The sequence below is a fragment of the Hymenobacter terrenus genome (assembly GCF_000972495.1).
Lineage (GTDB): Bacteria > Bacteroidota > Bacteroidia > Cytophagales > Hymenobacteraceae > Hymenobacter > Hymenobacter terrenus.
On the sequence record NZ_LATM01000029.1, the window covers coordinates 1 to 25,934 of the forward strand.

Annotated in this window: 26 protein-coding genes and 2 pseudogenes; 21 read left to right on the top strand and 7 right to left on the bottom strand. The window is 58.7% G+C overall.

Annotation, left to right across the window (positions count from 1 at the left end):
* Nucleotides 1-394: 394 nt before the first annotated feature.
* Nucleotides 395-580 (bottom strand): helix-turn-helix domain-containing protein, encoded by a 186-nt coding sequence (locus WX88_RS32180; protein ID WP_072053081.1) that lies wholly within the window; start codon nucleotides 578-580, stop codon nucleotides 395-397.
* A 995-nt stretch (nucleotides 581-1,575) separates the two neighbouring features.
* Between WX88_RS32180 and WX88_RS22210 the strand changes: the two genes are divergently transcribed.
* The 9 genes and pseudogenes from WX88_RS22210 to WX88_RS32185 all read left to right on the top strand — a co-directional run.
* Entirely contained in the window at nucleotides 1,576-2,412 is an 837-nt protein-coding gene (locus tag WX88_RS22210; RefSeq protein WP_046246628.1) for an AraC family transcriptional regulator, read from the top strand.
* 341 nt (nucleotides 2,413-2,753) lie between these two features.
* Nucleotides 2,754-3,491, top strand: coding sequence for an SDR family oxidoreductase (locus tag WX88_RS22215; RefSeq protein WP_046246629.1), 738 nt, complete (start codon nucleotides 2,754-2,756; stop codon nucleotides 3,489-3,491).
* A 128-nt stretch (nucleotides 3,492-3,619) separates the two neighbouring features.
* On the top strand, nucleotides 3,620-4,501 hold the full coding sequence (locus WX88_RS22220) for a helix-turn-helix domain-containing protein (protein ID WP_046246630.1): 882 nt from the start codon (nucleotides 3,620-3,622) through the stop codon (nucleotides 4,499-4,501).
* 130 nt (nucleotides 4,502-4,631) lie between these two features.
* A complete protein-coding gene (locus tag WX88_RS22225) occupies nucleotides 4,632-5,369 on the top strand; it encodes an SDR family oxidoreductase (protein WP_046246631.1) in 738 nt (245 codons plus the stop codon).
* Nucleotides 5,370-5,614: 245 nt separating this feature from the next.
* Complete coding sequence (locus WX88_RS30380) at nucleotides 5,615-5,752, top strand: hypothetical protein (RefSeq protein WP_156176348.1); 138 nt, start codon at nucleotides 5,615-5,617, stop codon at nucleotides 5,750-5,752.
* 77 nt (nucleotides 5,753-5,829) lie between these two features.
* Nucleotides 5,830-6,096 (top strand): MDR/zinc-dependent alcohol dehydrogenase-like family protein, encoded by a 267-nt coding sequence (locus tag WX88_RS22230; RefSeq protein ID WP_046246632.1) that lies wholly within the window; start codon nucleotides 5,830-5,832, stop codon nucleotides 6,094-6,096.
* Complete coding sequence (locus tag WX88_RS22235; RefSeq protein ID WP_046246633.1) at nucleotides 6,097-6,459, top strand: zinc-binding dehydrogenase; 363 nt, start codon at nucleotides 6,097-6,099, stop codon at nucleotides 6,457-6,459. It abuts the gene before it with no gap.
* Nucleotides 6,460-6,894: 435 nt separating this feature from the next.
* Nucleotides 6,895-7,521 (top strand): TetR/AcrR family transcriptional regulator, encoded by a 627-nt coding sequence (locus WX88_RS22240; protein WP_046246634.1) that lies wholly within the window; start codon nucleotides 6,895-6,897, stop codon nucleotides 7,519-7,521.
* Nucleotides 7,522-7,952: 431 nt separating this feature from the next.
* Nucleotides 7,953-8,297, top strand: a pseudogene (locus WX88_RS32185) (TolC family protein); the annotation flags it as partial.
* 3 nt (nucleotides 8,298-8,300) lie between these two features.
* Here the strand turns inward: WX88_RS32185 and WX88_RS32190 are convergent.
* The 3 genes from WX88_RS32190 to WX88_RS22260 all read right to left on the bottom strand — a co-directional run bounded on the left by WX88_RS32190 (nucleotide 8,301) and on the right by WX88_RS22260 (nucleotide 11,289).
* Nucleotides 8,301-8,660: a transposase gene (locus tag WX88_RS32190; protein WP_156176349.1), complete on the bottom strand. Its 360-nt coding sequence runs from the start codon at nucleotides 8,658-8,660 to the stop codon at nucleotides 8,301-8,303.
* A gap of 251 nt (nucleotides 8,661-8,911) precedes the next feature.
* Nucleotides 8,912-9,610, bottom strand: a complete 699-nt coding sequence (locus tag WX88_RS22255; protein ID WP_046246637.1) for a LytR/AlgR family response regulator transcription factor — start codon at nucleotides 9,608-9,610, stop codon at nucleotides 8,912-8,914.
* A complete protein-coding gene (locus WX88_RS22260; RefSeq protein ID WP_052732984.1) occupies nucleotides 9,607-11,289 on the bottom strand; it encodes a histidine kinase in 1,683 nt (560 codons plus the stop codon). The genes WX88_RS22255 and WX88_RS22260 overlap by 4 nt, the downstream gene beginning before the upstream one ends.
* A 111-nt stretch (nucleotides 11,290-11,400) precedes the next feature.
* On the opposite strand from WX88_RS22260, the gene WX88_RS22265 reads away from it, so the two are divergent.
* Nucleotides 11,401-13,794 carry a TonB-dependent receptor domain-containing protein gene (locus WX88_RS22265; RefSeq protein WP_046246638.1) on the top strand — a complete coding sequence of 798 codons (2,394 nt, stop codon included), beginning with the start codon at nucleotides 11,401-11,403 and terminating at the stop codon, nucleotides 13,792-13,794.
* Between the two features lie 25 nt (nucleotides 13,795-13,819).
* Here the strand turns inward: WX88_RS22265 and WX88_RS22270 are convergent.
* From WX88_RS22270 to WX88_RS22285, 3 genes and pseudogenes are all read right to left on the bottom strand, one after another.
* Nucleotides 13,820-15,253, bottom strand: a pseudogene (locus tag WX88_RS22270) (APC family permease).
* A gap of 168 nt (nucleotides 15,254-15,421) precedes the next feature.
* Nucleotides 15,422-16,000 (bottom strand): YdeI/OmpD-associated family protein, encoded by a 579-nt coding sequence (locus WX88_RS22280; protein WP_046246641.1) that lies wholly within the window; start codon nucleotides 15,998-16,000, stop codon nucleotides 15,422-15,424.
* A gap of 96 nt (nucleotides 16,001-16,096) precedes the next feature.
* Nucleotides 16,097-16,660 carry a Crp/Fnr family transcriptional regulator gene (locus WX88_RS22285; protein ID WP_046246642.1) on the bottom strand — a complete coding sequence of 188 codons (564 nt, stop codon included), beginning with the start codon at nucleotides 16,658-16,660 and terminating at the stop codon, nucleotides 16,097-16,099.
* Nucleotides 16,661-17,053: 393 nt separating this feature from the next.
* Between WX88_RS22285 and WX88_RS22290 the strand changes: the two genes are divergently transcribed.
* From WX88_RS22290 to WX88_RS22330, 11 genes are all read left to right on the top strand, one after another.
* The gene (locus tag WX88_RS22290; RefSeq protein WP_046246643.1) at nucleotides 17,054-17,638 is read left to right on the top strand and encodes a TetR/AcrR family transcriptional regulator; all 585 of its coding nucleotides are present in this window, start codon (nucleotides 17,054-17,056) and stop codon (nucleotides 17,636-17,638) included.
* 121 nt (nucleotides 17,639-17,759) lie between these two features.
* Nucleotides 17,760-18,389, top strand: a complete 630-nt coding sequence (locus WX88_RS22295) for a pyridoxamine 5'-phosphate oxidase family protein (protein ID WP_046246644.1) — start codon at nucleotides 17,760-17,762, stop codon at nucleotides 18,387-18,389.
* Nucleotides 18,390-18,400: 11 nt separating this feature from the next.
* On the top strand, nucleotides 18,401-19,393 hold the full coding sequence (locus WX88_RS22300) for an alpha/beta fold hydrolase (protein ID WP_197076898.1): 993 nt from the start codon (nucleotides 18,401-18,403) through the stop codon (nucleotides 19,391-19,393).
* A gap of 91 nt (nucleotides 19,394-19,484) precedes the next feature.
* Nucleotides 19,485-19,907: a nuclear transport factor 2 family protein gene (locus WX88_RS22305; RefSeq protein WP_046246645.1), complete on the top strand. Its 423-nt coding sequence runs from the start codon at nucleotides 19,485-19,487 to the stop codon at nucleotides 19,905-19,907.
* A 230-nt stretch (nucleotides 19,908-20,137) separates the two neighbouring features.
* Nucleotides 20,138-20,995, top strand: coding sequence for an alpha/beta fold hydrolase (locus WX88_RS22310; protein ID WP_046246646.1), 858 nt, complete (start codon nucleotides 20,138-20,140; stop codon nucleotides 20,993-20,995).
* A gap of 79 nt (nucleotides 20,996-21,074) precedes the next feature.
* Nucleotides 21,075-21,869, top strand: coding sequence for a sulfite exporter TauE/SafE family protein (locus tag WX88_RS22315; RefSeq protein WP_046246647.1), 795 nt, complete (start codon nucleotides 21,075-21,077; stop codon nucleotides 21,867-21,869).
* Between the two features lie 166 nt (nucleotides 21,870-22,035).
* On the top strand, nucleotides 22,036-22,620 hold the full coding sequence (locus WX88_RS29025; RefSeq protein WP_072053082.1) for a reprolysin-like metallopeptidase: 585 nt from the start codon (nucleotides 22,036-22,038) through the stop codon (nucleotides 22,618-22,620).
* 50 nt (nucleotides 22,621-22,670) lie between these two features.
* Nucleotides 22,671-22,922 carry a hypothetical protein gene (locus tag WX88_RS30395; RefSeq protein WP_156176350.1) on the top strand — a complete coding sequence of 84 codons (252 nt, stop codon included), beginning with the start codon at nucleotides 22,671-22,673 and terminating at the stop codon, nucleotides 22,920-22,922.
* Nucleotides 22,912-23,652: a peptidase inhibitor family I36 protein gene (locus WX88_RS22320; RefSeq protein ID WP_052732987.1), complete on the top strand. Its 741-nt coding sequence runs from the start codon at nucleotides 22,912-22,914 to the stop codon at nucleotides 23,650-23,652. Before WX88_RS30395 ends, WX88_RS22320 begins: the two co-directional genes overlap by 11 nt.
* 460 nt (nucleotides 23,653-24,112) lie before the next feature.
* Nucleotides 24,113-25,072, top strand: coding sequence for a GlxA family transcriptional regulator (locus WX88_RS22325; protein WP_046246648.1), 960 nt, complete (start codon nucleotides 24,113-24,115; stop codon nucleotides 25,070-25,072).
* Between the two features lie 23 nt (nucleotides 25,073-25,095).
* Nucleotides 25,096-25,836, top strand: a complete 741-nt coding sequence (locus tag WX88_RS22330) for a hypothetical protein (protein ID WP_156176351.1) — start codon at nucleotides 25,096-25,098, stop codon at nucleotides 25,834-25,836.
* The last annotated feature ends 98 nt before the right edge of the window (nucleotides 25,837-25,934 follow it).

Sequence of the window (25,934 nt, forward strand, 5' to 3'; positions counted from 1 at the left end):
CAACGCAGTGTACGCGAATACATCGCCTTTGCGACGGCCTTCTAACAACACCTACGTGCCCCTACTGGTGGAAACGAGCCTGCTGGACCGTGCTACCTGGGATCCTCTCAGGAAGCGGAGAGTATAGCACGTTAAGCGATGGCAGTTCGCTTGTTAAGAGCAGGTTATTGCAACGCGAAACGGCCGTGGCTGTTGCAGAACTCTGCAAAAAGCCTCACAAAGTGGACTGCCGCACTCGTAGGTGCCTGAAAGGGCCTTATTCCAAGTCTTTTTAGCGGCTTAGCACCTGCTCAAGCGGCTTTTCAGACTCCCGATGGAGTTCGGCAACAGCCACGGCCGTTATGCTGCGCCATTTAGCTGGTCCCTTTTTGCAGGTCGATGACCGTAAAACAGTTCAGAGAACCTGGTTACTTTTTTGGACGGTCTCGGGCAGCTTCGGCGGCCGGTCGGCGCGATGGCCTTCGGCAAGGCCGACTACGCCGTGTTGCTGCCAGGCCCCGAGCCAGTCGTAGACCGTGGCGTAGTGCACGGCGAACACGGCCGCCAATTGGGGCAGCGACTGGCCTCGGTGGTGGCCCAAAATAGCCAGGGCCCGCTGCCGCTAGCGTGGGTGCAGTCCGCGTAAATTATTGACAATAAGCGGGTTGACTGGTAATAGCATGGTCCAAAACTGCTCTACAAGCACTACACGGTTACTTTTGCTTGACTACTCAATGGTGCTGTTGACGCAGCAAGTTAGCCTATTGGCAGATGACAGAAACCGAATTTGAGCGGGAACTGATTCGAGAGGGTACCCCCGCCGAGTTAGCATCTGTCCAGGCCTGCGGCTGGGTAGAGGGTCGGCACCAGGGGCTTTCCGAAAAAGCCGAGCACTTGGCCATCATGGCGGAGACGCTCTATTGCGAACGGAAATTGGGAGTGAAAGAGATTGCCCAGCTTTTACGCATCCCCAAGGCGACAATCTGCCAATATAAAAATTTGTTTCACAGTAGTTTTTTCATCCACAGCTGTCGCGGGCAAATTAACCGGGCAAATTCTTTAACGTGCCACATTCTCCGTTTTCTGAGAGGATCTTTAACAACTCCTTGTCCTCGGTCCTAATTTTTTGGTGCTGCGGTAAAGCCGGCTGCGCCGGGACGTATCGACCAGTGGCTGGTACTAGTGGATACCTGTTTCAAGCACGTAAGAACCACCGTTATCGACCCAGTAGCCACCCATTCCGCCGAAACGTCGATGGTCACCAGGTCACCGTGCAGCAGCATACGGCCGATAACGAAAGAGCAGCCAGCTCGGCGCTAGGGCAACTGACGAGCCTGTTCCTACAGGTAGGCTGGGTAGCTTTAGTAAACAATGTGCTTTATAGGCTGGCGTTTCAAGTCGCGGTTACCACCTAGGTGGCACAGGTGGCGCCCCGAAATGCTTGTTTGCCGCCTCTCCACTGATCTGGACTATTGAGTAAAGCATATTCGGCCTTTTAAACAAAGCCCCCCCGTGCTGGGCGGCCTAATTTTGCTTTGTCAATCAATGCTTCACACCGGAGCAAGCTGCCGAGTAAACCTCTAATCGCACTCCTCTATGACCTCAAAGCAATTAAACCGTTACGCGGAAATAGTGGCGGTTTGTAGCGGCGACCAGCGTTACGGCGGCGAGTTGGCTCCCGATGACCACATTCTGGTGGGGGTCCTGGCAGGCGAACTGAAGGTGGTCCAGTCCGACCGCATGTGCTACTGCGGACCAGGCGAAACGGTGCTGTTGCCCCGCAAGCAGCCAGCTACTCTGCTCAAATATCCCAAGGACGCCGTCGCTTACCAAGCCGTGATCCTGAAGCTGCCCACGGCCCTGGTGCGGGCGTATTACACGGAGAATGCCCCGGCGCCGGCCCGGCCGGCGGGTCCTGGCCTGCTGCACTTTCCGAAAAGCCCGCTGCTAGCGAGTCTGTTTACCTCCCTGCTGCCCTACCTGGAACTCAAGCAGCGCTTGCCGGAAAAGCTCCTGGCCGTTAAAATAGCCGAGGTGATGGAAATATTGCGCAGCCTCGACCCACACAGCGATGGGGTACTGGCCGACTTCTCCGAGCCCGGCAAACTGAACCTGGTCGAGTTCATGGAGGCGAATTACATGTTCAACATGCCCTTGGCCAAGTTCAGCTACTTGACCGGCCGCAGCCTGACTACCTTCAAGCGCGACTTCAAGAAAGCCTTTCAACTGAGCCCCCAGCGCTGGCTCACCCAGAAACGGTTGGCGTTGGCCCATTACCAGCTCGCGGAGAAAAGCAGAAAGCCCGTCGAGCTGTACCTGGAAGTGGGTTTCGAGAACCTGGCGCACTTCTCCTACGCCTTCAAAAAGCACTTTGGCTATTCCCCGTCGGCCCTGGCAGGGTCACGAGTCCACCATCTAGCAACGACCGGCTGAGCCGGTGAGGCTCCGGTCGCCAAAGTGCTCCGACTACTAACCGGCAGCAACAATAGCAGCAGAAAGTGTGGTTGCCGGTGGCTCTTCTCCGCCAGTCGCTGGTTGGTGGCCAGCCAGGGCCAGTACCCCAGCCTGAGGCGCTACTCTCGCAATTGTAATGCTTCCCGCCCTCTGAGAGACGAAGCCCGTCACGCCGCGCCTTCGGGACACGCTGCGCACTTTTAAACCTGTCTACATCACTGCATAAAAACCTTTATGTCAAATACTTACTCGCAATAAAATAAACCATTCAGAATAGTTCTGCTCGTTACTTTTTCTCCTACATTTCATTAATCAAGCACATGAAGTCAGCATTAATAACCGGCGCGAACAAAGGCATTGGCCGGGAAGTCGCCAAACGACTCGCTCAGCAAGGGTATTTCGTGTACATCGGCAGCCGCGACCTAGAAAACGGACAAGCCACGGTGCAAGAGCTTAACGCCGCCGGTCTCACCAACCTCGAAGCCGTGCAATTGGACGTCACCAGTCCCGACTCCATCCGGGCGGCCCGGGCGGCGATTGGCGCAAAGACGCCGATGCTGGATGTGCTGGTTAACAATGCCGGCATCTCCGGCGGCATGTCCCAATCGGCGCTGAACGCCACGTTGGAACAGTTCCAGACCGTGTTTGAAACCAACGTGTTCGGCGTGGCCGGGGTCACGCAGGCGTTCCTCGACCTGCTACAAAAATCGCCGGAGCCGCGCATCGTCAACGTGAGCACCGCCATGGCGTCGCTGACGCTATACGCCGACCTCGATAACGCAAATTTCGCCTACCGCTTCCCCGTATACCAAGCCTCAAAAACGGCCTTGAACATGTACACCGTCAACCTGGCCTACGAGCTGCGCGACACTCTCTTTAAGGTCAACGCAGTGTGCCCGGGCTATACCCAAACCGACTTCACTGGCTACCAGGGCACCAGCACCGTGGAAGAGGCCGGGCAGCGCATCGTCAAGTATGCACTGCTGGGCCCGGATGGCCCCACCGGCAAGTACTTCAGTGAAGAATACTTTCCCGCCCCGGCAACGTGCCCGTGGTAAGTGACAAGAGCTGAATCGGTTATGTATCGGCGGGGGCAGGCTACCCGGCCAGGCGGCAGTTGAACAAGCAGCGCCGATTGCGGGTAGACCAACAGCCGGGCAAGGTTTGATTTTATTAATTTTGTCGCATGAAAACTAACTCACCCGCCGATAGTCTTGCAGTTTACACCTCGGATTTACAATCCAAAGGATTCAAGGTCTACGAGATGGAGGGCACCGTCAGCCCCACGCCAACCCAAGGCCGGCGGGATTTTTATAAGATAGTGTTGGTAAACGGGGAACTGACCATTCATGCGGGAGCGCAAACCATCGAGGCACAGGGGCCCTTCCTGTTTTTAGCCAATCCCCATGTGCCCCATTCGGTGGTAGACCGGTCGGCGGGCGGCAAGCGCTATGCCTGTTTGTTTACCGAAGCCTTTATCGCGGGTCGGCAGCGGACCGAGTTGCTGTACGATTCCCCGCTGTTTCGCGTCGACGCCGTGCCCGTAATTCCCCTGACCAGCGAACAGGCTGGATTTATGACCAGCATCTTTCAGCAGATGCTGGCCGTGTACCGGGGAAACTATGCCCACAAGAACGGGCTGCTCCGCACTTGCCTGGAACTTATTCTGCACGAGGCGCTTCTCATCCAGCCAACTCCCGAAGGGAACAAGAAAAAGAATGCCGCTAAGCGCATCACCCAACTTTTTCTGGAATTACTGGAGCGCCAATTTCCCATCGAAAGCACGGCTAAACCACTCCAGGCCCGCACGGCCCAGGATTTTGCGGCCAGTCTGGCCGTGCATGTCAACTACCTCAACCGCGCGGTGAAGGAAGTGACTGGCAAGCCAACTTCTGTCCATATCGCCGAGCGCATTGCCGCCGAAGCCAAGGCCCTACTGCAGCACACCGATTGGAGCGTCGCCGACATCGCCTACGGCTTGGGGTTTGACTACCCCACCTACTTCAACAACTTCTTTAAGCGCGTGACCGGCCGGATTCCTAAAGCATTCCGAGCAAATAAGGTTTGATTATCATACTTTATGGTTTGATTGTCTTTACGCGGCCCTCCCAGTTGAGCGGGAACTTTGTCGTATCAAAAAGCGGACGAGGACGGCCATGTCGGCTGGTCGGGTTTCCGCAATTTTAATGATAAGGACTATGAAAACCGCATTGATTACCGGGGCCAACAAAAGCATCGGCTTGGAAACCGCCCGCCAGCTCCTGCAGGAGGGCTTTCACGTGTTCATCGGCAGCCGCAGCTTGGCAAACGGCCAGCAGACCGTAGCAAAACTGAGGGCCGAAGGCTTGCCCGCCGCCGAAGCCGTGCAGCTAGACGTTACCGACGCGGAGTCGGTGCAGGCCGCTCGCGTCACCATCGGCCACAAGACCGAAGTGCTGGACGTGCTCGTCAACAACGCGGGCGTCAACGGCGGCCTACCGCAAACGGCCACCGGCGTTGCCATCTCCACGTTTGAAGCCGTGTACGCGACCAACGTGTTTGGCGTGGTGCGCGTCACACAGGCTTTCCTCGACTTGCTGCAAAAGTCCGCCCAGCCCCGAATTGTGAACGTGAGCTCGGGCATGGGCTCGCTCACGCTGCATAACGACCCTACCTGGAAATATTACCGCAACAAGAGCGCCGTCTACCACTCGTCCAAGGCGGCCCTGAACATGTACACCATCATCCTGGCCTACGAACTGCGCGAGACGAAAGCGAAAGTCAACGCCGTGGACCCCGGCTTTACGGCCACGGATTTCAACCACCACCGCGGCACCGGCACCGTGGAGCAGGCCGCCACCCGCCTAGTGAAGTACGCTCTAATCGGCGAGGACGGCCCAACCGGCAAATTTTTCAGCGAGGAAAACAACCCCGAAACCGGCGAAATCCCCTGGTAGGAGGGTGTCGTTCAGCAGTCACTGCCTGAAGAAGTCAACTTCGAGGTATGGCTTGAGTGCAAGTGAACCGGGCAACGGCGTCAATATCGCATCGAAGTATTCTGATAAAAATTAGAACAGAATTGGGCCTGGCGCTGGTGACCAAGCCAGCATGAGTAAGGATTCAACTTCTATCGAAAGGGCTATTACTTCAGTGTATTGATGTAATAGTCCAGCATTTATAAGCTCACTTTATCAATAAATCCATGGAAATAGTACAATTTACCGAATTCGGCGCCCCCGAGGTCTTACAGCTTGTGGAAGTGCCTACGCCCCGGCCAGGAGCAGGCGAAGTCTTAATTAAAGTAGTCGCTGCCGGGGTAAACTACGCCGACATCTACTAGCGCAAAGGGACCAGTAGACGGTCTATTTCGCTGCCCTACGTGACTACACGGAGTACGCCCTTGCCCCGGCCACGCAGGTGATTGCGCTGCCGACCAATCTGGGCGAGGCCGAGGCCACAGCACTACTCTCGCAGGGGCCCACAGCGGTGGGCCTGCTCAACATCAACACTTACCCATCGGTGCTGGTGCTGGCTGCCCGCGGCGTGGGCTCGCTGCTGGTGCAGGTGGGCAAAAACCGGGGCCTGCGCGTGATTGCCGCCGTGGGCAGCGTAGAAAAGAAAGCCGCCCTGGCCAGCGGGGCCGACGTGGTAGTGAGCTACGTCGAGACCGATTGGGTGCAGTAGGTGCGCGCAGCCACCGATGGACAAGGCGTGGCCGCTTCGTTTGACGGCGTGGGCGGCCGGGTAGGGGCCGAGGCGCTGCAAGCCCTGGCGGTGGGCGGTATCGGGGTAGTGTACGGCGAGGCCAGTGGCGAGCCCACTCAGCTGATTGCCCAACAGTTGCTGTGGCAGCATCAGGCGGTGCGGGGCTATTCACTCTTTGGCGAAATGGCCCATATCGGGTTCTATATCACCGAGTTGCTCGGCTACTTCCAGGCCAGCCAGCTGCAACTACCCGTGCAGACTTACCCGGTGACCGAGGTTCAGACGGCTCAGCGGAATATGGAGTCGCGCCGGACGCAGGGCAAAGTGGTGCTACTTTTTTAGTTGTTGGAGCAGCCGAAAAGCAATTCTTTGGCCGGGTATTACTGAACAGTACCGAGCGTGATTTTGCCCAAGGCAAAGCGCATCTTGACTAAAGTAGGCCGACCGGTTGGGGCGACATTTACAGGGTCATCAACCAGAAAAGATTACCATGAAAGCACCCAGAGTTTATGCCTTTGACGAACCCTCCCCGGCGACGGCAGGTACGCCCATTACTGCGCGGCCAAAGGCAGCAAGTTTGCCCTAAGAGGAAGTAGAATGAGTTAATCGTCAGGTTCTGATATTGGCCTCACTTAAAATTTTGACACAAAAATTTCATTGATACGCTACAGTTTGAATATAATTATTCGCTCAAGTGGTGCGAGCAAAAGGATACGTGGTATCATAATGTGAACGCTGTTCATTATATTTGCATCGTAAACTGGCGAACCCTATTCTGTGGGCATCCGTGAACGTAAAGAGCGCGAGAAAACCGAGCGGCGGCAGGCCATCCTGATGGCAGCGCAGCGCCTGTTCAACGAGCAAGGATTTGAGAAGGTCAGCATGCGTAACATTGCTGAGACCATTGAGTACAGCCCGGCTACTATCTACTTGTATTTCAAGAACAAGAACGAGCTGCTGTTTGCCCTGCAAAGCCAGGCGTTTGGTCAGCTGGCTCGCTCATTTGAGTCGGTTTTTGCCATCGAGCACCCGGCTAAGCAGTTGGAGGCTGTAGGGCATAAGTATCTGGAATTCGCATTTCAGCATCCCGAATTGTTTGAGTTGATGTTTGTCATGAACGGCCCGATGCAGGCCGTGGAGGCGCGGGGTGAAACCACGCCCTGGGCCAGCGGTCGGGCGGCGTTCGAACGGGTAGTACAAGTGATGCAGCACGGCATCGATGCGGGGGTGTTTACCCGCACCGACAACGCCGAAACCGCCGCGCTGATGGCTTGGAGCCAAGTGCACGGTTTGGCTACACTGTATTTGCGCAAGCGGATGATGATTTTCCCCGAAGACCGCCGCCAAGCTATCATGGAAGAAGTCATGGCATTGTTCGCGCAGGTTCTCCAGCACGGTCTGTGACCTTTTTTTGGCCTATTCATGAACACTGTTCACATGTTTACCATTGGTAATAAATATTGTATTTGGTGGCCTCTGGCCAGCGTGCTATTCGCATTGATACTTCCGTAGACAGCGGCTACACAACTAGCCAACCGCACGCTGCAAGCTTACATCGACACCGGACTAGCCCAAAATGTGGCCCTGCGCCGGGAGGGCATTGCCGTGGCCACGGCCGCCCAGCAGGTACGCCAAGCTGCTGGCCTCTACCAGCCACAGGTGCAATTCAATGCCTCGTACACCCTGGCCAACGGCGGGCGCACCATCGACATTCCCGCTGGTGACTTGGTCAATCCTGCTTACCGGGCGCTGAACACACTGACCGGCACCAACAGTTTCCGCAGGTCGCCAACGTCTCGGAACAACTGCTGCCCAATAACTTCCAGGAAACCAAACTGCGCATCATTCAGCCGCTGTTCAACACCAATATCTACTACAACTATAAGGTCCAGCAGGAACTGCTCTCGGTGCAGCAGGCGCGGCAAGCCGCCTACCACAACACCCTACGCCACCAGATTGAGGTGGCCTACTACCAGTACCTGCAGGCCGGCGCGGCCGTGGCCGTGTACCACACCAGCGCCCAAACGCTCGCCGAACTGCTGCGCGTGAACGAGACCCGCCTCCACGAGGGAATCAGTACCTACGACGCAGTGTATACCACCAAGGCTCAGCTGGCCGGCAACCAGCGCGACCTGGCCACGGCCGCCAACCGCCGCCAGCTGGCTCGCACCCAGTTCAATTACCTACTGGGCCGGCCCCTTGACAACAGCATTGCCGTGGAAGAACCCACCGTCAGCATCCTGCCCACGCCCGCCGGTGTCGCGGCTGAGGTGACGCACGTGGCGGCGCAAAGCAGCGAGCAGCTTATCCCAGGTGCCGTCCTCCCGCCAGGCCGCAACCTGCTTATACACCGTGCACCAGGGCGGCAACTCGTGCGGCATCAGGTGCCAGGCACCGCCCGCCCGCAACTGGTAGAAAAGGGCGTTGAGTACCGCGCGTTTACGGTGCAACGGCGGCCGGCCGTAGCCGCTCGTACGCACGTAGGGTTCCACTAGCCCCCATTCAACACCTTTCAAATCAGTGATATAGACTCTGCCTGACATGTTTCAAAATTACATAGCGCTTTCATTTCCCTACTTCCTCTGAGAAGCCAATTGCCCCGGCGGCCCGGGCATGTAAGCCAACTGGGCAGCAGTTGGGCTGGCTAGATGCGATGCGATAGCACTAGTCAGCGGCACACAGAATCCTGCATGCCTTTGCTCTTTGGTCGCTCGCTTAGAGCGACGGTTGTAGTTGACTGTTGCAAGCGCCGTGTGGCCCGGGATTCGTACGCCTTGTCCAGCGGCGGAAATCCTTACAGCAACCGGCCTTTCAGCTCTTTATACCTAGACCGACCAATGGGCACCAGCTCACCATTCTGTAATTGAAGCTGGTACTTGCCGCCTTCCTGCACCAGGATTTTTGCCGCCTGCTCAATCGGGACGATGTAGGATTTGTGGATGCGCTCGAAGGAAGCGGGTAGCAGTTGCTCAAGCTTTTCCAGCGACTTGTCGTGCAGCTCCTTGTGGCCGTTTTTGAGGTGCAGTTCCGAGTAAATGCCGGCGCTTTTGATGTAGCGCAGGTCCTTGATGTCGATTAGGACGATGTTGCCGTGCTTTTTTACGGCCAGGAATTTTAGGCCGCTGTCCTGCTTTTTGACGGTGGCGGCTACGCGGGCAAAGGCTTGGGTTAGCCGTTCTTCGGCAAAGGGCTTGGGCACGAAATCCAGCACGCCGTGGGCGAAGGCGGTAATGGCCTTCTCGGCGTGAGCCGAGATGATGATGGTGTGAAAGGCGCCGGCGCTCACGCTTTCCAGCAGGCCGAAGCCGTCGTTGCCGTTCAGGTTCAGGTCGAGCAGCAGCAGGTCGGGCGCGGCGGTTTCCAGGGCGTGCAGGCCCTGGGTTATCGATTCGCAGGCGACCAGGTGCTCCAGGTCCTTGCCGAAAAACGCCCGCGCCATGCGCTCGATGCGGCGGGCGATGCGGGCCTCGTCTTCTACGATGACTATCCTCATGGCGCTTGGGCGATGGTGATGGAAGTGAGCCAGCCCTCCGGCACGGCGGCCGAGTGAAACGTGTAGCCGGTGCCGTAGCTTTCCTGCAAGCGGGCCCGGATGTACTGAAAGCCCGTGCCGCTGCCCGCTTTGCCGCCTTGCTCGGCGGGCCGGGCGGGGGCGCAGGCCAGCAGCCGGTAGTGCTTGTACTTGCCAGCGCGTTCGAAACTGAGCTTGAACCGCAGGCAGCCGTCGGCCGGGGGCAGGCTGTGGGTGATGCCGTTTTCGAGCATGGTGTGGAAGATGGCCGGCGGAATCTGGTCGGTGGGGTCGATGCCGGACTGCTCCAGCTCGTAGCGGATTTCCTTGCGGAACTGCATCACGTGCAGGTGGGTCTGACACAGCTCAATTTCCTGGCTCACCGGAATAAGAGTGGCTTCGGCCATGTTGTTGAGCAAGTCAAACTCCCGGGCCAGGGCTTGGATGAATACGGCGCCCTGCTTGGGCGATTCTTCCACCCAATCCAGCAGCGAGGTGAGCGTGTTCTTGATGAAGTGGGGCTGGATGTTCTTCTTGAGCAGCTCCAATTTCAGCCGGGCCGAGAGCAGCAGGGCGGCCTCCCGCTCGTGGTCCAGGGCCCGCACCCGGTTGGTGTGCAGGTAGAGCATGCACAGCACGATGATGGTGTAGGTGATGAACAAGGTGTAATCGTAGTGCAGAAAGAAGCTGCTCACGGCGCTGGCCAGCAGGCCGGCCAGCACCAGCGCGCTGCCTTTGGCCCGGCGCCGCAAGGCCATGACCACCACGAACAGCGCCGCGACCCACATGGCCCAGCTCAGGCGTTCAGCCGTCAGGTCGTACTCGGTGTAATAGGCAATGTAAATGGCAATTAGCACGACCAGCAGCACGCCGGCGAACAAGCCCTTGCGCCGCAGGTCGAACTGAATGGCGAAGTACAAAGGCACCAGCAGGGCAATGGCGAACGTGAGCCAGCCAATGATTTCGAGGCGAGAGTTGAAATAGCTGTAGGGAATTTCCAGGTACACTTTGGCGTACTCGGCCATCAGCAGGGCGAAGCAGAGCAGACAAATAACGCTGAAAATCAGCGTACCATACTCTCGTTGGCGGCTGTTGCCGAACAGAAACGCGTAGTACAGCGCCGCCATCAGCAAGGCGCCGGCCATCAGGTTGACGAAGGCGGTGACGATGAGGGGCTCGCGCAGCAGCCGCGGGTAGCTCTGCAGCTTCACCCCCACAAAATGCAGGTCGTCGCGCAAATAGCCTTGCGTGGTTCGGAGCGCCAGTTGGTGCCAGCCCCGCCCGGCCAAAGAATCGGGCACCAGATGGTAGCTGATTTCGGTGCCGGGCACTTCGGGCCGCGTGCGGGAGCCCAGCTGCCCGTTCCGGCTAATCAGCGTGCCGTCCCAGTACACCTCGAACGCGCCGAAGGCCCGGAGCTGCAAGCCCAACGGCTGCGTGCTGTCGCGCTGCATCAGGATTATCTTGCGGCGCACCCAGAATATTCCTCGGTTGACGGTGTCGCCTTGGGTTTGCCAGCCAGCATCGTCGTACCGTGAGGTGGCCCAGCGCGGGTCGTCGCCGGTGCGGTAGAGCGCGTCTTCCAAATCGTACAACGTGTCGCTGGGCCGACAAGACGCCATTGCGAGCAGCAAAAGCAGAAACGAGAGGAGCCGGAACATGCCCGTAAAGGTATGGTTGTCCCTCCCCGGGTTTCGTGTCGTTCACTAGGCCCTGGAGCCGTTGGCAAGGATTTACGCCGGGTCGGGTTGAATGCCCCCTAGCCTTGTGCCATGAAAGCATGGCTCATTCTCTGTTTGTCGGTTCTATTCGGTGGCCGCGCCGCCGCTCAGCAGCCCGCCGCGCCCGGCCCGGGCCACACCGTTAGCGGCAAGGTGCAGGACCGCGCCTCCGGGGCGCCGATTCCGTACGCCACCATCAACGTGAAAGACGCAGCCGCGCAGCCGGTGGGCGGCGGCATCAGCGACGAACAGGGCGGCTTCCGGCTGGAAGGCATTCCGGCGGGCGAATTGACCATTGAGTTCCGGTTCATGGGCTACCAAACCGTCAGCCAGCCCTTGGCGGTGGGCGGCAAGGTTGACATCGGCACGGTGTCGCTCCAGGTCGATGCCACGCAACTGGCCGAGGTGACGGTGACGGGGGAAAAGCCCGGCGTCAGCCTGCAACTCGACAAAAAGGTGTTTGAAGTGGGCAAGGACCTGATTTCCCAGAGCGGCTCGGCCAACGACGTGCTGGGCGGGGTGCCGTCGGTGGCGGTGACTTCGACCGGGGCCATCAGCCTGCGCGGCAACCCCAACGTGACCGTGCTCATCAACGGCCGCCGCTCGGGCCTGACCCAAACCAACACCCTGGACCAGATTCCGGCCGGGCAAATTGAGCGGGTGGAAGTCATCACCAACCCCTCGTCGCGCTACGATGCGGCTGGCAGCGCCGGCATCGTCAACATCATCCTCAAGAAAAACAAGCAGCCCGGCCTGGGCGGGCAACTCCGCGCGGTGGGCGGCCTGCCCAACGACTCGCGCCTGAACGCCAACCTGAGCTACAAGTCCGACAAGTTCAACGTCTTCGCCAACGCCGGCCTGCGCTCATCGGACTACCTGGGCCGCTACCGCACCAACCAGGTCACCAACCTCGACCGCCGCCCGGCCTACCTGAGCCAGCGGCAGCGCGAAGACCGGCACGACGGCAGCCGGGTGCTCTACCTCGGCGCCGACTACTACTTCAACGAGCGCAACACCCTCACGGCCGCCTTCTTCAAAGACGAGACCCGCGACCGCGACAAAACTGCTTTGCGCTACGACTACACCAACGCGCAAGGCCAAGCCGACAGCACCCTGCAACGCGACGGCACCTCGCGCGAAAACCGGAGCTACAACCAGTTTGAATTCAACTACACGCGCCTATTCGAGCAGCCGGGCCGCAAGTACACCGTGGACGTGCAATACGACTACTGGAACAGCACCAAAGACTGGACCCTGAACACGCTCCTCCTCTCCCCGCAAAACCTGGCGCGGCCCGGCATCCGCAGCCGCTCAATAGGCGCCAGCAAGGACCTGCGGGCGCAAACCGACCTGGTGCAGCCGCTCAGCGAGCGCACCACGCTGGAGCTGGGCGTGAAAGCCGAGGGCCGCCAAGTGACCAGCGACTACCTCGCCGAAGAAGAGCGGGACGGCGCCTGGGCCGTGTTCCGGGGCATCAACAACCAGTTGCGCTACGACGAGCTCATCAGCAGCGGCTACGCCCAAGTGGCCAGCAAGGTTAAAAGCCTGTCGTACCAAATCGGCCTGCGGGCCGAACTCACGCGCATCGACATCGCCGACCGCGAAGGCAGCTTCTCCCGCCAGAAGAACTACAACCGCCTGTTCCCGACCGTGAACCTGAGCTACCAATTCAAAGAGGGCCTGACCACGCAGCTCAGCTACAGCAAGCGCATCAACCGCCCCTCGCTGTGGCTGCTCTACCCCTTCAACGAGCTGACCGACTTGAACGCGCAGCAGGTCGGCAACCCAGACCTGAACCCGTCCTTCGCCGACGTGGTGGAGCTGGGCCTGCTGCGCCAGTGGGGCCCGCTCACGCTCAACCCCTCGCTCTACTATCAGCACACCGCCGGCATCATCCAAACCTACACCTACCGCGACCCGCTGGGCGTGTTCATCAGCACGCCCGTGAACCTGAGCCAGGAGGTCCGCCGCGGCCTGGAGCTGGCCCTGACCTATCAGCCCGCCAAATGGCTGCAGCTGAACAGCGAGTTGAACGCGTTCAATTTCCGACAGCAAGGCCGCGTGGCCGAGCAAAACTTCGATTTCGAGGGCCAGGCCCTCACCGGCCGGCTCATCACCAAGTTCAAGCTGCCGGCGAAGTTCAACCTCCAAGCCCGCTACGACTTCAGCGGCGCCCAGCGCAACGCCCAAACCCGCGTGGCCGCCATCCACGTGGCCAGCTTCGGCCTGAGCAAGAACCTGCTCGCCGACAAGGCCACGCTGTCGCTCGACGGCAGCAACATCTTCAACACCAACCAAACACGTACCCAAACCACGGGGGAAGACTTTGTTTTCAACCAAGTCAATAACCGCAACGCGGCCCGCTACCGGCTGGGCTTCGTCTACCGCTTCAACCTGAAGGAAGGCCAGGCCATCCGGCAGGCCAAAAGCAGCAACCGGGACTAGGTTTAGCTTGTCTTATTGCGGAAAACTATATCTCCTGGCTGGGTTTGCTCTTCGGCTGCATTCGGGCCTTTTGGCGGAAATACGCATAAAACGGCAAGCCGGTCAGAATCAGCCCCAGGCCCAGGAGCGACTGGGTGGGTTGCGTAATTAAGGTGTGGCCGGTGAAGATGAGGGCGAAGAGCAGCAGCACGATTTGCACGTACGGGTAGCCCGGCACCGGGCCCGGAATGCGCCCCTGGCGCTTCATTTTTATCACTGCCACGGCCAGCAGGCCGTAGAACAGAAAGGTGGCGAAGATGACTAAGTCGGTCAGGCGCTCAAACGAACCGGAGACAATCAGCAGGCTGCTCCAGGCCAGGGTATAGAGCAGGGCGCGGTGGGGCGTGCGGTAGCGGGGGTGCACCGCCGCCGCCGATTGGAAGAAATACCGCTCTTGCGCCATGCGGAAATGAATGCGGCTGTGCGAGAGCATTACCGCGTTCAGCGTGCCGAACACGCTCATCAGAATCAGGACCGTAACCCCCGTTTTGCCCCACCGGCCCAGCAGGGCCTCGGCGGCCGTGGCCGCTCCGATTTCGTTCGGGCCCACGGCCGCCAGTTGGGCCAGGGGCAGGGCCCGCAGGTAGGCGTAATTAACCAGCACGTAGAGCACTACGGCCACGCTCACTCCGCCGACGATGGCGCGCGGCACGTTGCGCCGCGGTTTTTTGATTTCGCCCGTCACGAAGGAAAGGTCCACCCAGCCGTCGTAGGCCCAGAATACGCTGAGCAGCGCGCCAAAAAATGCACTGGTCAGCGAGACTTCTTGCGGCGGCACCACAGCGGCCGAGGTGCCGCCGGGGTTCGGCGAAGCCAAGAACAAGCCCGCGAGAATGAGCAGCAGAATGCCGCCGATTTTAGCGGCCGTGAAGACGTTGCTGAGTTGCCCGCTGCCGCTCACCCCGCGGTAATTTACCCAGGTGAGGGCCGCCGCCGTGCCGATGGCCAGGAGCTTGATGCCGGAGTCGGCAAAGGGATAAATCAGCCCGCCAATTGAGAGCTGCGCTCAGTCTTGGAGCGGGTTGGGCAGCGGCAGCAGGGCGTTGACGGATTGAGCAAAAATGAAGGCCAGCGCGGCCACCGAAGCGGAGCCGATGATGGCAAAATCCGTCCACCCGAACAGGAACGAGGCAAAATTGCCAAACGAGAGGCGCAGGTACTCGTAGACGCCGCCAGACTCCTCCGTGAGCGAGGCCATGCCCGACAAGTTCAGGGCGCCGCACAGCGTAACGAAGCCCGTCACCACCCAAGCCGCCAGAATCCACCCTTCGCTCAGCCCACTTTGCGCCAGGGGCACAATCTTTTTAAAAACCCCGGACCCAATCACAATGCCCGCGACCAGCAAGGTCCCGCTGACGGCCCCAAAGGCCCGAACCAGGGTGACGGGGGCAGCGGCCAGCGGCTTTTCTGAAACGTTCATTCCCCAAGGTAGCCGGTTTCGCGGCTAAGCAGCGCGGTACCGACTTGCCAGTGGCGCAGCCGTAGAGGCCTGACTTAGGCCTCGAATCCGGCAATAAGCTGTACTGGGCAAACTTGTGCTGGTTTTAAAGACAAAGAGCACATCGGTGCCGCCGCATCGGCCCTTCCGCTAGTCGTTCAACCCCCGGCCGTTGAAAATGTGCGGCACCGATTTATCAATCCGGGCCTTCCGCGTTTTGGCTTGCTTAGGCGCCGAGAAATAGAGCAGGTACGCCCGTTGACGCCCGGGCGTCAGCGCGTGAAAAGCGTTTTGCAGCGCTGGGTTTTCGTGTAACTCGCTTTCGAACTCTTCCGGCCGGATGAACTCATCGGCTTTTTTGAAGGGCACTTTCAGCCCGCTTTGCTCTACTTCGATGGCCTGCTGAAGGTGGGCCTTGAGGGTGGCTTCTCTCGCCACTACTTCTTGGGCAGCAGTGAACCGAAGCTGACGCGCGGCCTGCGAATTCTCCGTTTGCTGAACCAGCAGGCCCTCGTCGTCGCGCAGCAAAGCGCCTTTGAAAAGCAGCACCGCGCAGTAGTCTTTGAATACGTGCAGCAGCGCGATGTTCCGGTTTTCGAACGTGTAGCAGGGCACGCCCCACTTCACTTCTTCGGTCAGTCCGCAGTCCAGAACGTAGGTTCGGAGTTGCTCCAGTGCTTCCAGCCACTTTCCGGCTTTGTTGAAATAGAAATCAGCCTTGGGGTTCATTGCTTTCACTGATTTGGTTGTGGATGATTGAGTTGCGGAAGTTTTCAGCAAAGCTACCCGCCGGCCTCATCCGGTCTTTTAACAAATGATAAAAAGCTACTGCCCGGCCCGAATGCGGCTCAGCGACACCTGCGTGATGCCCAGATAAGCCGCCAAATCGCCCAGGCTGATGCGTTGGAGCAGCGGCCCTCGCTCCCGCAAAAACAGTTGGTAGCGCGTGGTGGCGTTTTCCTCCAGCATCTCGCTGATGCGCTTCATCATCCCAACGGAGGCAAAGGCCAGCAGCTGCTTAAACAGCGTCTCGACGGCGTGGTGCTCGCGGCAAAGGCGCTCAATGTCCGGCCGCGCAATGCTGTGGACGATGGTTGGCTCCAGGGCCAGCAGTTGGTACTTGGACGGCGCGCTGGTCAGGTAGCTGTTGACCTCTGTAAACAAGATGTTCTCCTTGAAGAAGTTCATGATGAACTCCTTGTCTTCCTTGTAGAACGAGGATTTGACCAAGCCCTGCTCGATGAAGTGGTAGTGCTGGCTCGCTTGCCCGGCCCGCAGCAGGCGCGAGCCTTTGGCAAACTCCTGCCGCACGAAGGCGCCCAGAAACTCGTCGCGGGCCGGCGCCTGGAGTTTCACAATTCGGTCGGCATAAGCCAAAACAGGGTGCATGGCGGCAAATTTGGCAGAATAGTCAGCAAGTGCGAAAAGAGCAAGGCCTAGCGCTTACCACCGGCGTATCACGCTCTGCTACGATAGCGAACCGTAGTTTCAGACGCCTCTATTACATAAATCCGATTTCGGAGTCACTGCCGAGGAATATAATGGCCGATAAAGATTGAATACTATTTTTAAGTGAGATTATCGCGTCTTTCGCCTCTATTGAGTGGCCCATCAGTAACGAAGAGGACCCTTTCTCAGCCTAATACCTGACAAAGGCTCGCATGCTGTCGAGTAAGAAAAGCCCAATACAGTCGCGGTCTGAAAAATAAAATGGACATAATACTTGACCGAATGGTAAAGTATATTACCTTTGACCCATCAAACGTTAAAACCTCCCTAACTGTGGCTGGCCGACCTAAAGAATTCGACGAAGTGGACGCACTCAGCAGAGCCCAGGAGCTATTTTGGCGCCAGGGTTACGGGGCCACGTCTACTGAGGATTTGTTGGCGGCTATGGGCCTGCGCAAGGGTAGCCTATACCATACATTCGGCAGCAAGCGAGGCGTGTTCGTACAGGCCACCAAGCAGTTTGGTCACGAATTCCTGCGGGCGCTGCGGCAGGCCCTGCAGCAAGGCTCGGACCCGCTGGAAGTCCTATGTCAAACCTTTCGGGCGTTGGCAGACCCGAGCCACGCGGCCGCGGTAGCGGCCAAGGGCTGTTATTTCGGCAACACGCTCGTGGAAATGGCTACACTCGACCCCGAGATGCAGCACCTTGCCGCTCAGGGGCTGATGGCCGTCGAGCAGGTGTTTTATGAAGCACTGAGTCAGGCTCAACAAGCGGGCCAGCTCTCCCAATCGGCCGACCCCCGCGCCCTGGCCCGCTACCTCATCAACCTCTGGAATGGCCTGAACATTTCCCGCCGCATGTACACTCCGCAGGATTTAATACCCATCATTGAAACTGGCCTGCAAGTGTTGGTTTAATTTTTTTGACCAATAATTGACCAATTGTTTTAGAATAGATTCCCGCTCTTTCTCCCGGTTAGCTGGCGCGAATAGCTATCGAAATCACTTTGCCCAAATCTCACCCTTACTTCCTTATCCAATGGCTACTTATGCCGCCCTGGCTTTTACCGAACCAGTTAAGCAACTACAACAGCGCTATGGTAGCCGTGCGGCTTATGCACGGCAGGAGAACCACACTTATACTGCGGGGCTTACCGAGCACGAAGCCGCGTTTCTGGCCGAACGCGACAGCTTTTACCTAGCCAGCATCGGCGAGAATGGCTACCCGTACGTGCAGCACCGGGGTGGGCCGAAAGGCTTCCTGAGAGTGATAGATTCTCACCGCCTCGGCTTTGTCGACTACACGGGCAACAAGCAGTACATCTCGGTGGGCAACTTGCTCACCCACCCGCAGGTGTCTGTGCTGCTGATGGATTATCCCCGCCGAACCCGACTGAAAATCTACGCCAATGCCCGCATTGTGGAGCTGAGCGAAGAGCCGGCGCTGTTCGCCCAGCTTGACCCCGCCGACTACCCACACCGGCCGGAGCGAATGCTGGTGTTGACCGTGCAGGCCTATGACTGGAATTGTCCGCAGCATATCACCCCGCGCTACACGGCCGAGGAAGTAAACGCCGCCCTGGCCGAGCAAACCGCTTACGTCCGCCAACTGGAGGGGGAAATAGCGCGGTGGCGCCAGCAAGCGGCCGATTCTCCGCCGGCTCCTTAGCCTTTCGTCCCTTGTCTACACACTCGTCCCTAATCCGGCGCTTGGCTGTGCTGCTGCCGCTGCTGCTGGCCGCAACCCTGGCTGTGGCTGCGCCGCCTACCTCCACTCCTCCCGTTATGGTCCGCTATTCATTTGCGACTGTGCGCGGCGTTCGGCTTTTTTACCGCGAAGCCGGGTCGCCTACCGCCCCTACTGTGCTGCTGCTGCACGGGTTCCCGTCCTCGTCCTTCATGTTCCGGAACCTGCTGCCGGAGTTAGCCGGGCAGTACCATGTGCTGGCGCCCGACTTCCCAGGCTTCGGCTACACTGAAGTGCCAGCGTCAGCTGCCTTCTCTTACACCTTTGCCCAAGTGGCAGAGCTGTTGAACGACTGGCTCGACCAGCTTGGTGTTGCCCGCTGCTCGGTGTACATCTTCGACTACAGTGCCCCTGTTGGCTTGCGCATGCTCACCCAGCGCCCCGAGCGGCTGCAATGCCTCATCGTGCAGAACGGAAACTTGTACGCTGAGGGGCTTGGGCAAATTCTGCGCGACACGCGGGCCAACATCGAAGCTGGTACCCCCGAAGCCATTGCCCGGGTCATGACGCAGTTTGAACTGCCTTACACCAAGTTTGAATATTTGCACGGAGCGTCCGACCCGGCACGCATTGCCCCGGACGGATATACCCTGGACCAGGCCCTGATGGACCGGCCTGGCAATAAGGCCATTCAGTTTCAATACAAAGTCGACTACCGTTCCAACCCGCCGCTTTACCCGGAGTGGCAGGCCTATTTGCGCCGGATTCAGCCCCCGACGCTGGTGGTGTGGGGCGAAAATGACCCCGTGTTCACCAAAGCGGGGGCACTGGGCTTGCGCCGCGACGTGCGCGACCTGGAAATGCACTTCTATCCCACGGGCCACTTTGCGCTGGAAGAGTTCGGGGAACCAATGGCTGCCGTTATCCGCAGCTTTTTCGCCCGTAAGCTTCCGCCCACTCCGGCCCACGCTTCTCCCCGGAAGTGACGCTCCGGGCCGTTGCCTGGCTCCGTCAGTTGTCCCCAACCGCCCTCTTAGTTCTGTTTCTGATTCGCTCCCCTTATTTCCATTTCAAAACATGGCAACTCCCCTGCTTCCCCCATTTACCGTTGAAACGGCACGCGCCAAAGTGCAAGCGGCCGAAGATGCCTGGAATTCCCGCGACCCCGAGCGCGTGGCTCTGGCCTACACCGAAGACTCGGAGTGGCGCAACCGTGGCGAGTTTTTTCGCGGCCGCGAAGCCATCAAAGACTTTCTGCGCCGCAAGTGGGCCCGCGAGCTGGACTACCGGCTCATGAAAGAACTGTGGTCTTTCACCGACAACCGAATCTCAGTTCGCTTCGAGTACGAGTACCGACCGGCCGACAATCCCTCGCAGTGGATGCGGGCCCACGGCAACGAGCATTGGGAATTTGACCAGCACGGGTTGATGCGCCGCCGCGACATGAGTGCCAACGATTACCCCATCCAAGAGCGCGAGCGGCGCTACCGCCTCGCCTAGTCTCCTAAACTAACTCCTGCCCGCCTGCTACTCTAGCAGCAAAAAACCGCCTGTGCAGGCGGGCAGGCCTGCTTGTGCTTTAACACCAGCCCAATTTCTTTCTTCATAACGCTATTTATCAGATGAATATGAAGCGCGGCAGCGTCTAAACCTGCTGCATTCAGCTAGTCCACCGCGACTGGCCACTTCTTTAAAAACCGCTTTTTATCACCCATTCAACCTCCATTCTCATGCAGTACAAAACAGTCAAAATCGACAACCTCGACATCTTCTATCGCGAAGCCGGCGACCCAACCCGGCCTACCATTCTGCTCTTGCACGGCTTCCCCACGTCCTCGCACATGTTCCGCGACCTGATGTCGGACCTCGAAAGCCGCTACCACCTCGTCGCACCCGATTACCCCGGCTTTGGCAACTCCTCATTTCCGCCCGCCGACCAGTTCGAGTACTCATTCGAGTCGCTCTATAACGTGGTGTTGAAGTTTATCGACACAGTGGGTCTCAGCCGTTTCTCCATTTACATCCAAGACTACGGCGCCCCACTCGGCCTCAAGCTCGCCTCGCGCCACCCCGACCGCATCGAAGCCATTATTAGCCAGTCGGGCAATGCCTACATGGAAGGCTTCACGCCATTTTGGGAACCCCTTTTTGCCTACGCCACCAACCCCAGCCCCGAAACCGAGCCCGGCGTGCGGGCCTACCTAACACCCGAGGCCAACCAATGGCAATGGACCCACGGCACTCGCCAGCCCGAGCGCATCGCCCCTGACGGCCACACGCTGGCCACAGCCAACATGGACCGCCCCGGCAACCGCGAAGTGCAACTCCAACTCTTCCACGATTACCGCCTGAACCTCGACAGCTACCCGATATTCCAGGAGTACTTCCGCACCCGTAAACCTCCAACGCTGCTGGTGTGGGGTAAAAACGACGAGATTTTCGGGCCGGCCGGGGCCGAGGCTTTCAAAAAAGACCTGCCTGATGCCGAACTGCACCTGCTCGATACGGGGCACTTTGCCTTAGAAGAGGACCATGCGCACATCGCCGGCCTCATCGACGCTTTCCTAGCCAAAAACGTGCAGCAATAAGCCTTGAATGCGGAACGAGAGACCCTGGGCACGCCGACGCGGCCAGGGTCTCCCTATTTTTTGCTCTGACGATTCTTCGATGACTGTTTCTGAATCTGGTTTTTTGTTTGCCGCCGCCACGGCCGCTAGTGCCCTCAATGCCGTGGCCGGGGGCGGTGGGTTTCTGGCGTTTCCGGCCCTGGTGTTCACCCGCGTGCCGCCGCTGCCGGCCAACGCCATGACGGCCGTTTCGCTTTGGCCCGGTTCGCTGGCCAGCGTGGCCGCCAACGCCGGCCCATGGGCGTGGCCCGACCGGACCGTGACTGCGCTACTGCTGGTTACTAGCATCGGGGCAGTTGCCGGTGCGGGCCTGGTGCTGCGCACCCCGCCCCAGATATTTCTGCGCCTAGTGCCTTTTTTATTACTTGGAGCCACGCTCCTATTCGCGCTGAGCGGGCGGCTGGTTGCTTGTCCAACGGCCGTCGCAAGGGAAGGACATCCTAATCTGGACCAAACAGCCGACAGCTTGCCCCCACTCTCGGCAGGGCTACTCATTGGCCAATTTCTAATTGGGGTGTACGGCGGCTACTTTGGGGCGGGCTTAGGCATTATGCTGCTCGCCGCGTTGGGCTTGGCCGGGATGCGTAACCTCCATGCTATGAACGCCCTAAAGGTGCAGCTCGTTACCTGCAACAACGCTGTATCGGCCAGCATTTTCCTGTTTTCGGGGCTAGTGCTATGGCCCCAAACGCTGGTCATGATGGCCGGCGCGGTGCTTGGCGGCTGGGCGGGCAGTTGCTACGGCCGCCGAGCACCGGCAAACCGCTTACGGTGGGGCGTAGTGGCCGCCGGGCTGCTGATGAGCATTTATTTCTTCTTCAAAACCTACACCTGACTCGCTATGCCGACACATTCCAAGTGGGTGTCTTAGCCGGCGTGACTGCCATTAAGAGCTTCAGCGTGTCGACAGCCGGCAATATGCATCTTGCTGCTCTTAGGTTATTCGACTCTGCCATAGCCTGTGCCTTCGACTAACCGCAGGAACGTGTATATAACAATTTGTGCTACTGGTCCGGCTGGTGCTGGTCGGAAACAATGACCAACTGGTCTATACAACCGCGAATGACCCCTACACGAATGGCAATGACGGTGCGATAATTAATGAAAACGCCACGACGCTCAACTCGGTAATAGGTGGTGCTAACTATGATACAGGCCACGTGTTCATAACCAGTCTCAGCGGACTTGCTGCATTGGGCGGTGTGTGTACCGCAAATAAAGCGCGAGGTGTATCAGGGCAAACTACTCCCGTCAACGACCCTTTTGATGTTGACTTTGTAGCCCACGAAATAGGGCACCAATTTGGTGCACGGCACACGCAAAACAACGATTGTAACAGGGAGCCAGCAACAGCGGTCGAACCAGGCAGCGACTCCATTATTATGGGGTATGCTGGCATATGTGCGCCTGATGTAGCCAACAATTCCGATGCTACGTTTCATGGCATCAACATTCAGGAGATAACGAACTTCATTAGCAATGGAGCCGGCAATAGCTGCGCCGTCCGGACGCCACTCGCCAATAACATTCCACTGCCAACGCCGGCAACGATTTCACCATTCCGCGTGGCACGCCCTTCACGCTGACGGGCACCGCCGCCGACGGCACGGCCGGCCTGACTTACAGCTGGGAGCCGATGGACAACACGGTTACGGTGATGCCGTCTTCCACAACGTCCACTACCGGGCCCGCTTTCCGGGTCTTCTTGCCCACCACTAGCCGTTCCCGCACTTTTCTCCGCCTGCAGGATATCCGCAACAATACCACGCCCACTTGGGAAGTGCTCTCGAACGTAGCCCGCTCATACCGGTTCCGGTTCGTGGTGCGGGATAGCAATGCTGGGGGAGGGTTCACCAACCAGCGGCTACGAGGTATAGTTGTTCGCTGACGACAATTTTCAGGGAGAGTATATCACGGCCGTCGGTACCAACGACTGCCTGGATGGGCGTAGCTTCAATGACCGGGCTTCTTCCCTGCGAGTGCGCCCGGCAGGCACGATGACGCTGTACCAGGACTGCTACTACGGGGGCTATGCGCGAGCCTTGCCGGCAATAGGTGGCTACACGACCAACCGACTGCTTGCCCTGGGCATCGACAACAACGACATTTCGTCGTTGCGTGTCAACAGCGGCTATGAAGTGGTGCTCTATGACGAGGACGACTACCAGGGCACCTCAATTACCATCAGCGGCAGTAATGATTGTTTGGTGACCAGCGACTGGAACGACCGCGTGTCGTCGGTGCAAGTGCGCACGGTTGGGGCTCCTTCGGCGGCGCTGCCGAGGAAGAGCGAGGTAGACGTGTATCCTAATCCGGTAGTGGACAAGCTGCATTTGAGCGCGGCCGCCGCGCTGACTGGTGGCCAGTACCGCATTCTGAACGGCTGGGGCAAAGCCGTGGCTAGCGGCCGGCTCACTCATGATATTGTGGATGTGGAGGCGCTGCCCACAGGCATGTATACATTGGTTCTAGTCGCCAAAGACGGGCAGACCGTAGCGCGCCGCTTTGATAAAATAGCCGTGCTGAACGTAGAGAGAAAAAGGCTGCCCGATGAGCAGCCTTTTTTATTGCGAACCACCTCTGCATCTCTTGTCAATGGCCGGCTACACGCACAATAGTCAAGCTGACATAAATAAAGACGTCGTTACTTGACTGAGTTGATGAATTCCATACTTTTCGTCAACAAAGTCCTGCTCCAATGGGCGCTTTAGCTAGCGTTGCTGGAAAGGAAGAATTTTATAAATATTTTTTCTTCTGGATAAAGAAGCAGTACTACCAGAACTAGAGCTGTGTGTGCACTTAGGCAGTGGCGACGCCTGACCTTGCAGATTGGTAGGCGCTGGGCAAGTTTGCTCACCCCAAATTTTGGCACGCAATAGCTGTTTACCAGCTACTAATCATTTTATGGCAACCAGGCAAGGTGCTTGTACCGGACTCTTGTTCTCGGCAACTGAGCGGGGGGCGGGGCCCGGCCAGGTGCTTCCGCGGAAAGCTAGAAAGTTGGCTCAAAATGTCCGCTATTTGGCCCGCTGGGAACACGGCTTGCGGGTACCTTTGTCACTATAAAACTCAATAAAAATGAGCGATTTACCGCAAATCATCTTTACCGTTCCACCGTTTGTGCAAGTGCTGGACCTGACGGGCCCATTGCAAGTTTTCTATGAAGCCGCCGATTATGGCGTCACGTACCGCCTGACATACTGCTCCTACCAAGGTGACGTCACGAGTGCGACGGGCTTGGGCTTTACCCAGTTGCTACCTTTTGAGCGCGTCACGGCCGAACCCGGCGACCTGGTATTCGTTCCCGGGCTGGACCACCAGTACGTGCAGTCAGCCGCATTTCGAGCCGAGGGCCAGGCCTTTTTTGCCTGGCTGCGCGAACTAGATGCTCGGGGCGTGCGGCTGTGCGCGGTGTGTACTGGTGCCTTTCTGCTGGCGGAGGCCGGGCTGCTGGACGGCAGGAAATGCACTACCCATTGGAAAAGGTTAAACGAATTCCAAGCTACCTACCCTACTGTGCTTGCCCAGCGCGACACGTTATTTGTCCAAGACGGCACGATTTATACCAGCGCCGGTATTACGGCCGGCATTGACCTAGCACTATACCTGCTGGAGCAACAGCACGGGCCGCTGTTTGCCACCCAAGTGGCCCGGGAACTCGTCGTCTATACCCGGCGCGGGGGTGAGCACCCTCAAACTAGCATTTATCTCGCCTATCGCAACCACCTCAGCTCCGGCGTACACCAAGTGCAAGATTGGCTTATTGCTAATCTGGCTCGCGGTGCTACCCTGCCAGAACTGGCCGAAGTCGCTAACATGAGTGCTCGCAACCTGACTCGCACGTTCCGCAAGGAAACAGGCCTCACCATTCACGAATACACCACGAAGCTGCGGCTTGAGTTGGCGCGCACTCTGGCCTACGACCCAAGCTTGACTGTTGAGGCTATTGCCGCACGCTGCGGCCTGCAAAATGCCCGACAATTGCGGCGCATCCAGCGCCAGACCGATGCAGTGGGTGCAAACGAAACTTCTCACTAGCCGTCCCGCCGTACCAAGTCTTTATGTACTCCCCGCTCCTGTTACCCAATTCATTCAGATTCCGTTTGCTGCTGGGCTGTCTGCTGCTGACGCTAGCGGCGGGCTCCGCCTGCCCGGCCTTTGCGCCGGGACAAGCCCCCATTCCGCGGTCCGTCAACCTGAGACAACGGCCGGGCTTAGCGCCGTTGCCCCGCGCCCAGGAAATCGAACTGGCGTTGAGTGCCGCGCCCGCCCATTTGCGTGCGCAAGCGACTGTGTATGTATATGGGGCACGGGGCTACGAGCGGGTGCGGTCGGGTACGAACGGCTTTACCTGCTTGGTCAACCGCGACGGTGTGCAGCACGGCGACTCCACGCTGCACCCCACCTGCTGGGACCCCGAGGGCACTGCCACCATCCTGCCCGTGGTGCTGCGCGTGGGCCAGCTACTGGCCCGGGGCAGCAACGCCTCAGCAATTCGACGCAACGTCGAAGCCAGCTTCCAAGCTGGACGGTTTCGCAGCCCGCGCAAAAGCGGTATTGCCTACATGCTCGGTGGCGACGTGCAGGTGAACAGCCGGACCGGGCAGGTGGTCACACGGACCTTTCCCCCGCACTACATGCTTTACGCGCCCGGGCTGACGAATGCGGATATAGGAACCACAGAAGCAGCATTCCAGGCCAACCAGGCGCTGCCCATTGTGTACGACGGCTATTCCGGCGGTCCCCGAACCGCCTACATTATTATCATCGCCGGGCAGGGCCAGGGACACAACGGGCACTAACGAGGCGACAGGTAGCGTGGGGAAACCCGCCATTGTGCTCGATAGTGCCGATGACGACCGGACTTGGGACCATGCCTCTAAGTTCACTTCGAGCGGGT

Bases quoted from the DNA above. Each gene is read 5' to 3' on its own strand.
- WX88_RS22295 (WP_046246644.1), top strand. From the start codon at position 17,760: ATGGCTACTTATGCCGCCCTGGCTTTTACCGAACCAGTTAAGCAACTA.
- WX88_RS32190 (WP_156176349.1), bottom strand. From the start codon at position 8,660: ATGTCAGGCAGAGTCTATATCACTGATTTGAAAGGTGTTGAATGGGGG.
- WX88_RS22280 (WP_046246641.1), bottom strand. From the start codon at position 16,000: ATGAACCCCAAGGCTGATTTCTATTTCAACAAAGCCGGAAAGTGGCTG.
- WX88_RS22310 (WP_046246646.1), top strand. From the start codon at position 20,138: ATGCAGTACAAAACAGTCAAAATCGACAACCTCGACATCTTCTATCGC.
- WX88_RS22215 (WP_046246629.1), top strand. From the start codon at position 2,754: ATGAAGTCAGCATTAATAACCGGCGCGAACAAAGGCATTGGCCGGGAA.
- WX88_RS22255 (WP_046246637.1), bottom strand. From the start codon at position 9,610: ATGAGGATAGTCATCGTAGAAGACGAGGCCCGCATCGCCCGCCGCATC.
- WX88_RS30395 (WP_156176350.1), top strand. From the start codon at position 22,671: ATGGACAACACGGTTACGGTGATGCCGTCTTCCACAACGTCCACTACC.
- WX88_RS22325 (WP_046246648.1), top strand. From the start codon at position 24,113: ATGAGCGATTTACCGCAAATCATCTTTACCGTTCCACCGTTTGTGCAA.
- WX88_RS22260 (WP_052732984.1), bottom strand. From the start codon at position 11,289: ATGTTCCGGCTCCTCTCGTTTCTGCTTTTGCTGCTCGCAATGGCGTCT.
- WX88_RS30380 (WP_156176348.1), top strand. From the start codon at position 5,615: ATGGAAATAGTACAATTTACCGAATTCGGCGCCCCCGAGGTCTTACAG.
- WX88_RS22210 (WP_046246628.1), top strand. From the start codon at position 1,576: ATGACCTCAAAGCAATTAAACCGTTACGCGGAAATAGTGGCGGTTTGT.
- WX88_RS22225 (WP_046246631.1), top strand. From the start codon at position 4,632: ATGAAAACCGCATTGATTACCGGGGCCAACAAAAGCATCGGCTTGGAA.
- WX88_RS22315 (WP_046246647.1), top strand. From the start codon at position 21,075: ATGACTGTTTCTGAATCTGGTTTTTTGTTTGCCGCCGCCACGGCCGCT.
- WX88_RS22285 (WP_046246642.1), bottom strand. From the start codon at position 16,660: ATGCACCCTGTTTTGGCTTATGCCGACCGAATTGTGAAACTCCAGGCG.
- WX88_RS22220 (WP_046246630.1), top strand. From the start codon at position 3,620: ATGAAAACTAACTCACCCGCCGATAGTCTTGCAGTTTACACCTCGGAT.
- WX88_RS22330 (WP_156176351.1), top strand. From the start codon at position 25,096: ATGTACTCCCCGCTCCTGTTACCCAATTCATTCAGATTCCGTTTGCTG.
- WX88_RS22265 (WP_046246638.1), top strand. From the start codon at position 11,401: ATGAAAGCATGGCTCATTCTCTGTTTGTCGGTTCTATTCGGTGGCCGC.
- WX88_RS22305 (WP_046246645.1), top strand. From the start codon at position 19,485: ATGGCAACTCCCCTGCTTCCCCCATTTACCGTTGAAACGGCACGCGCC.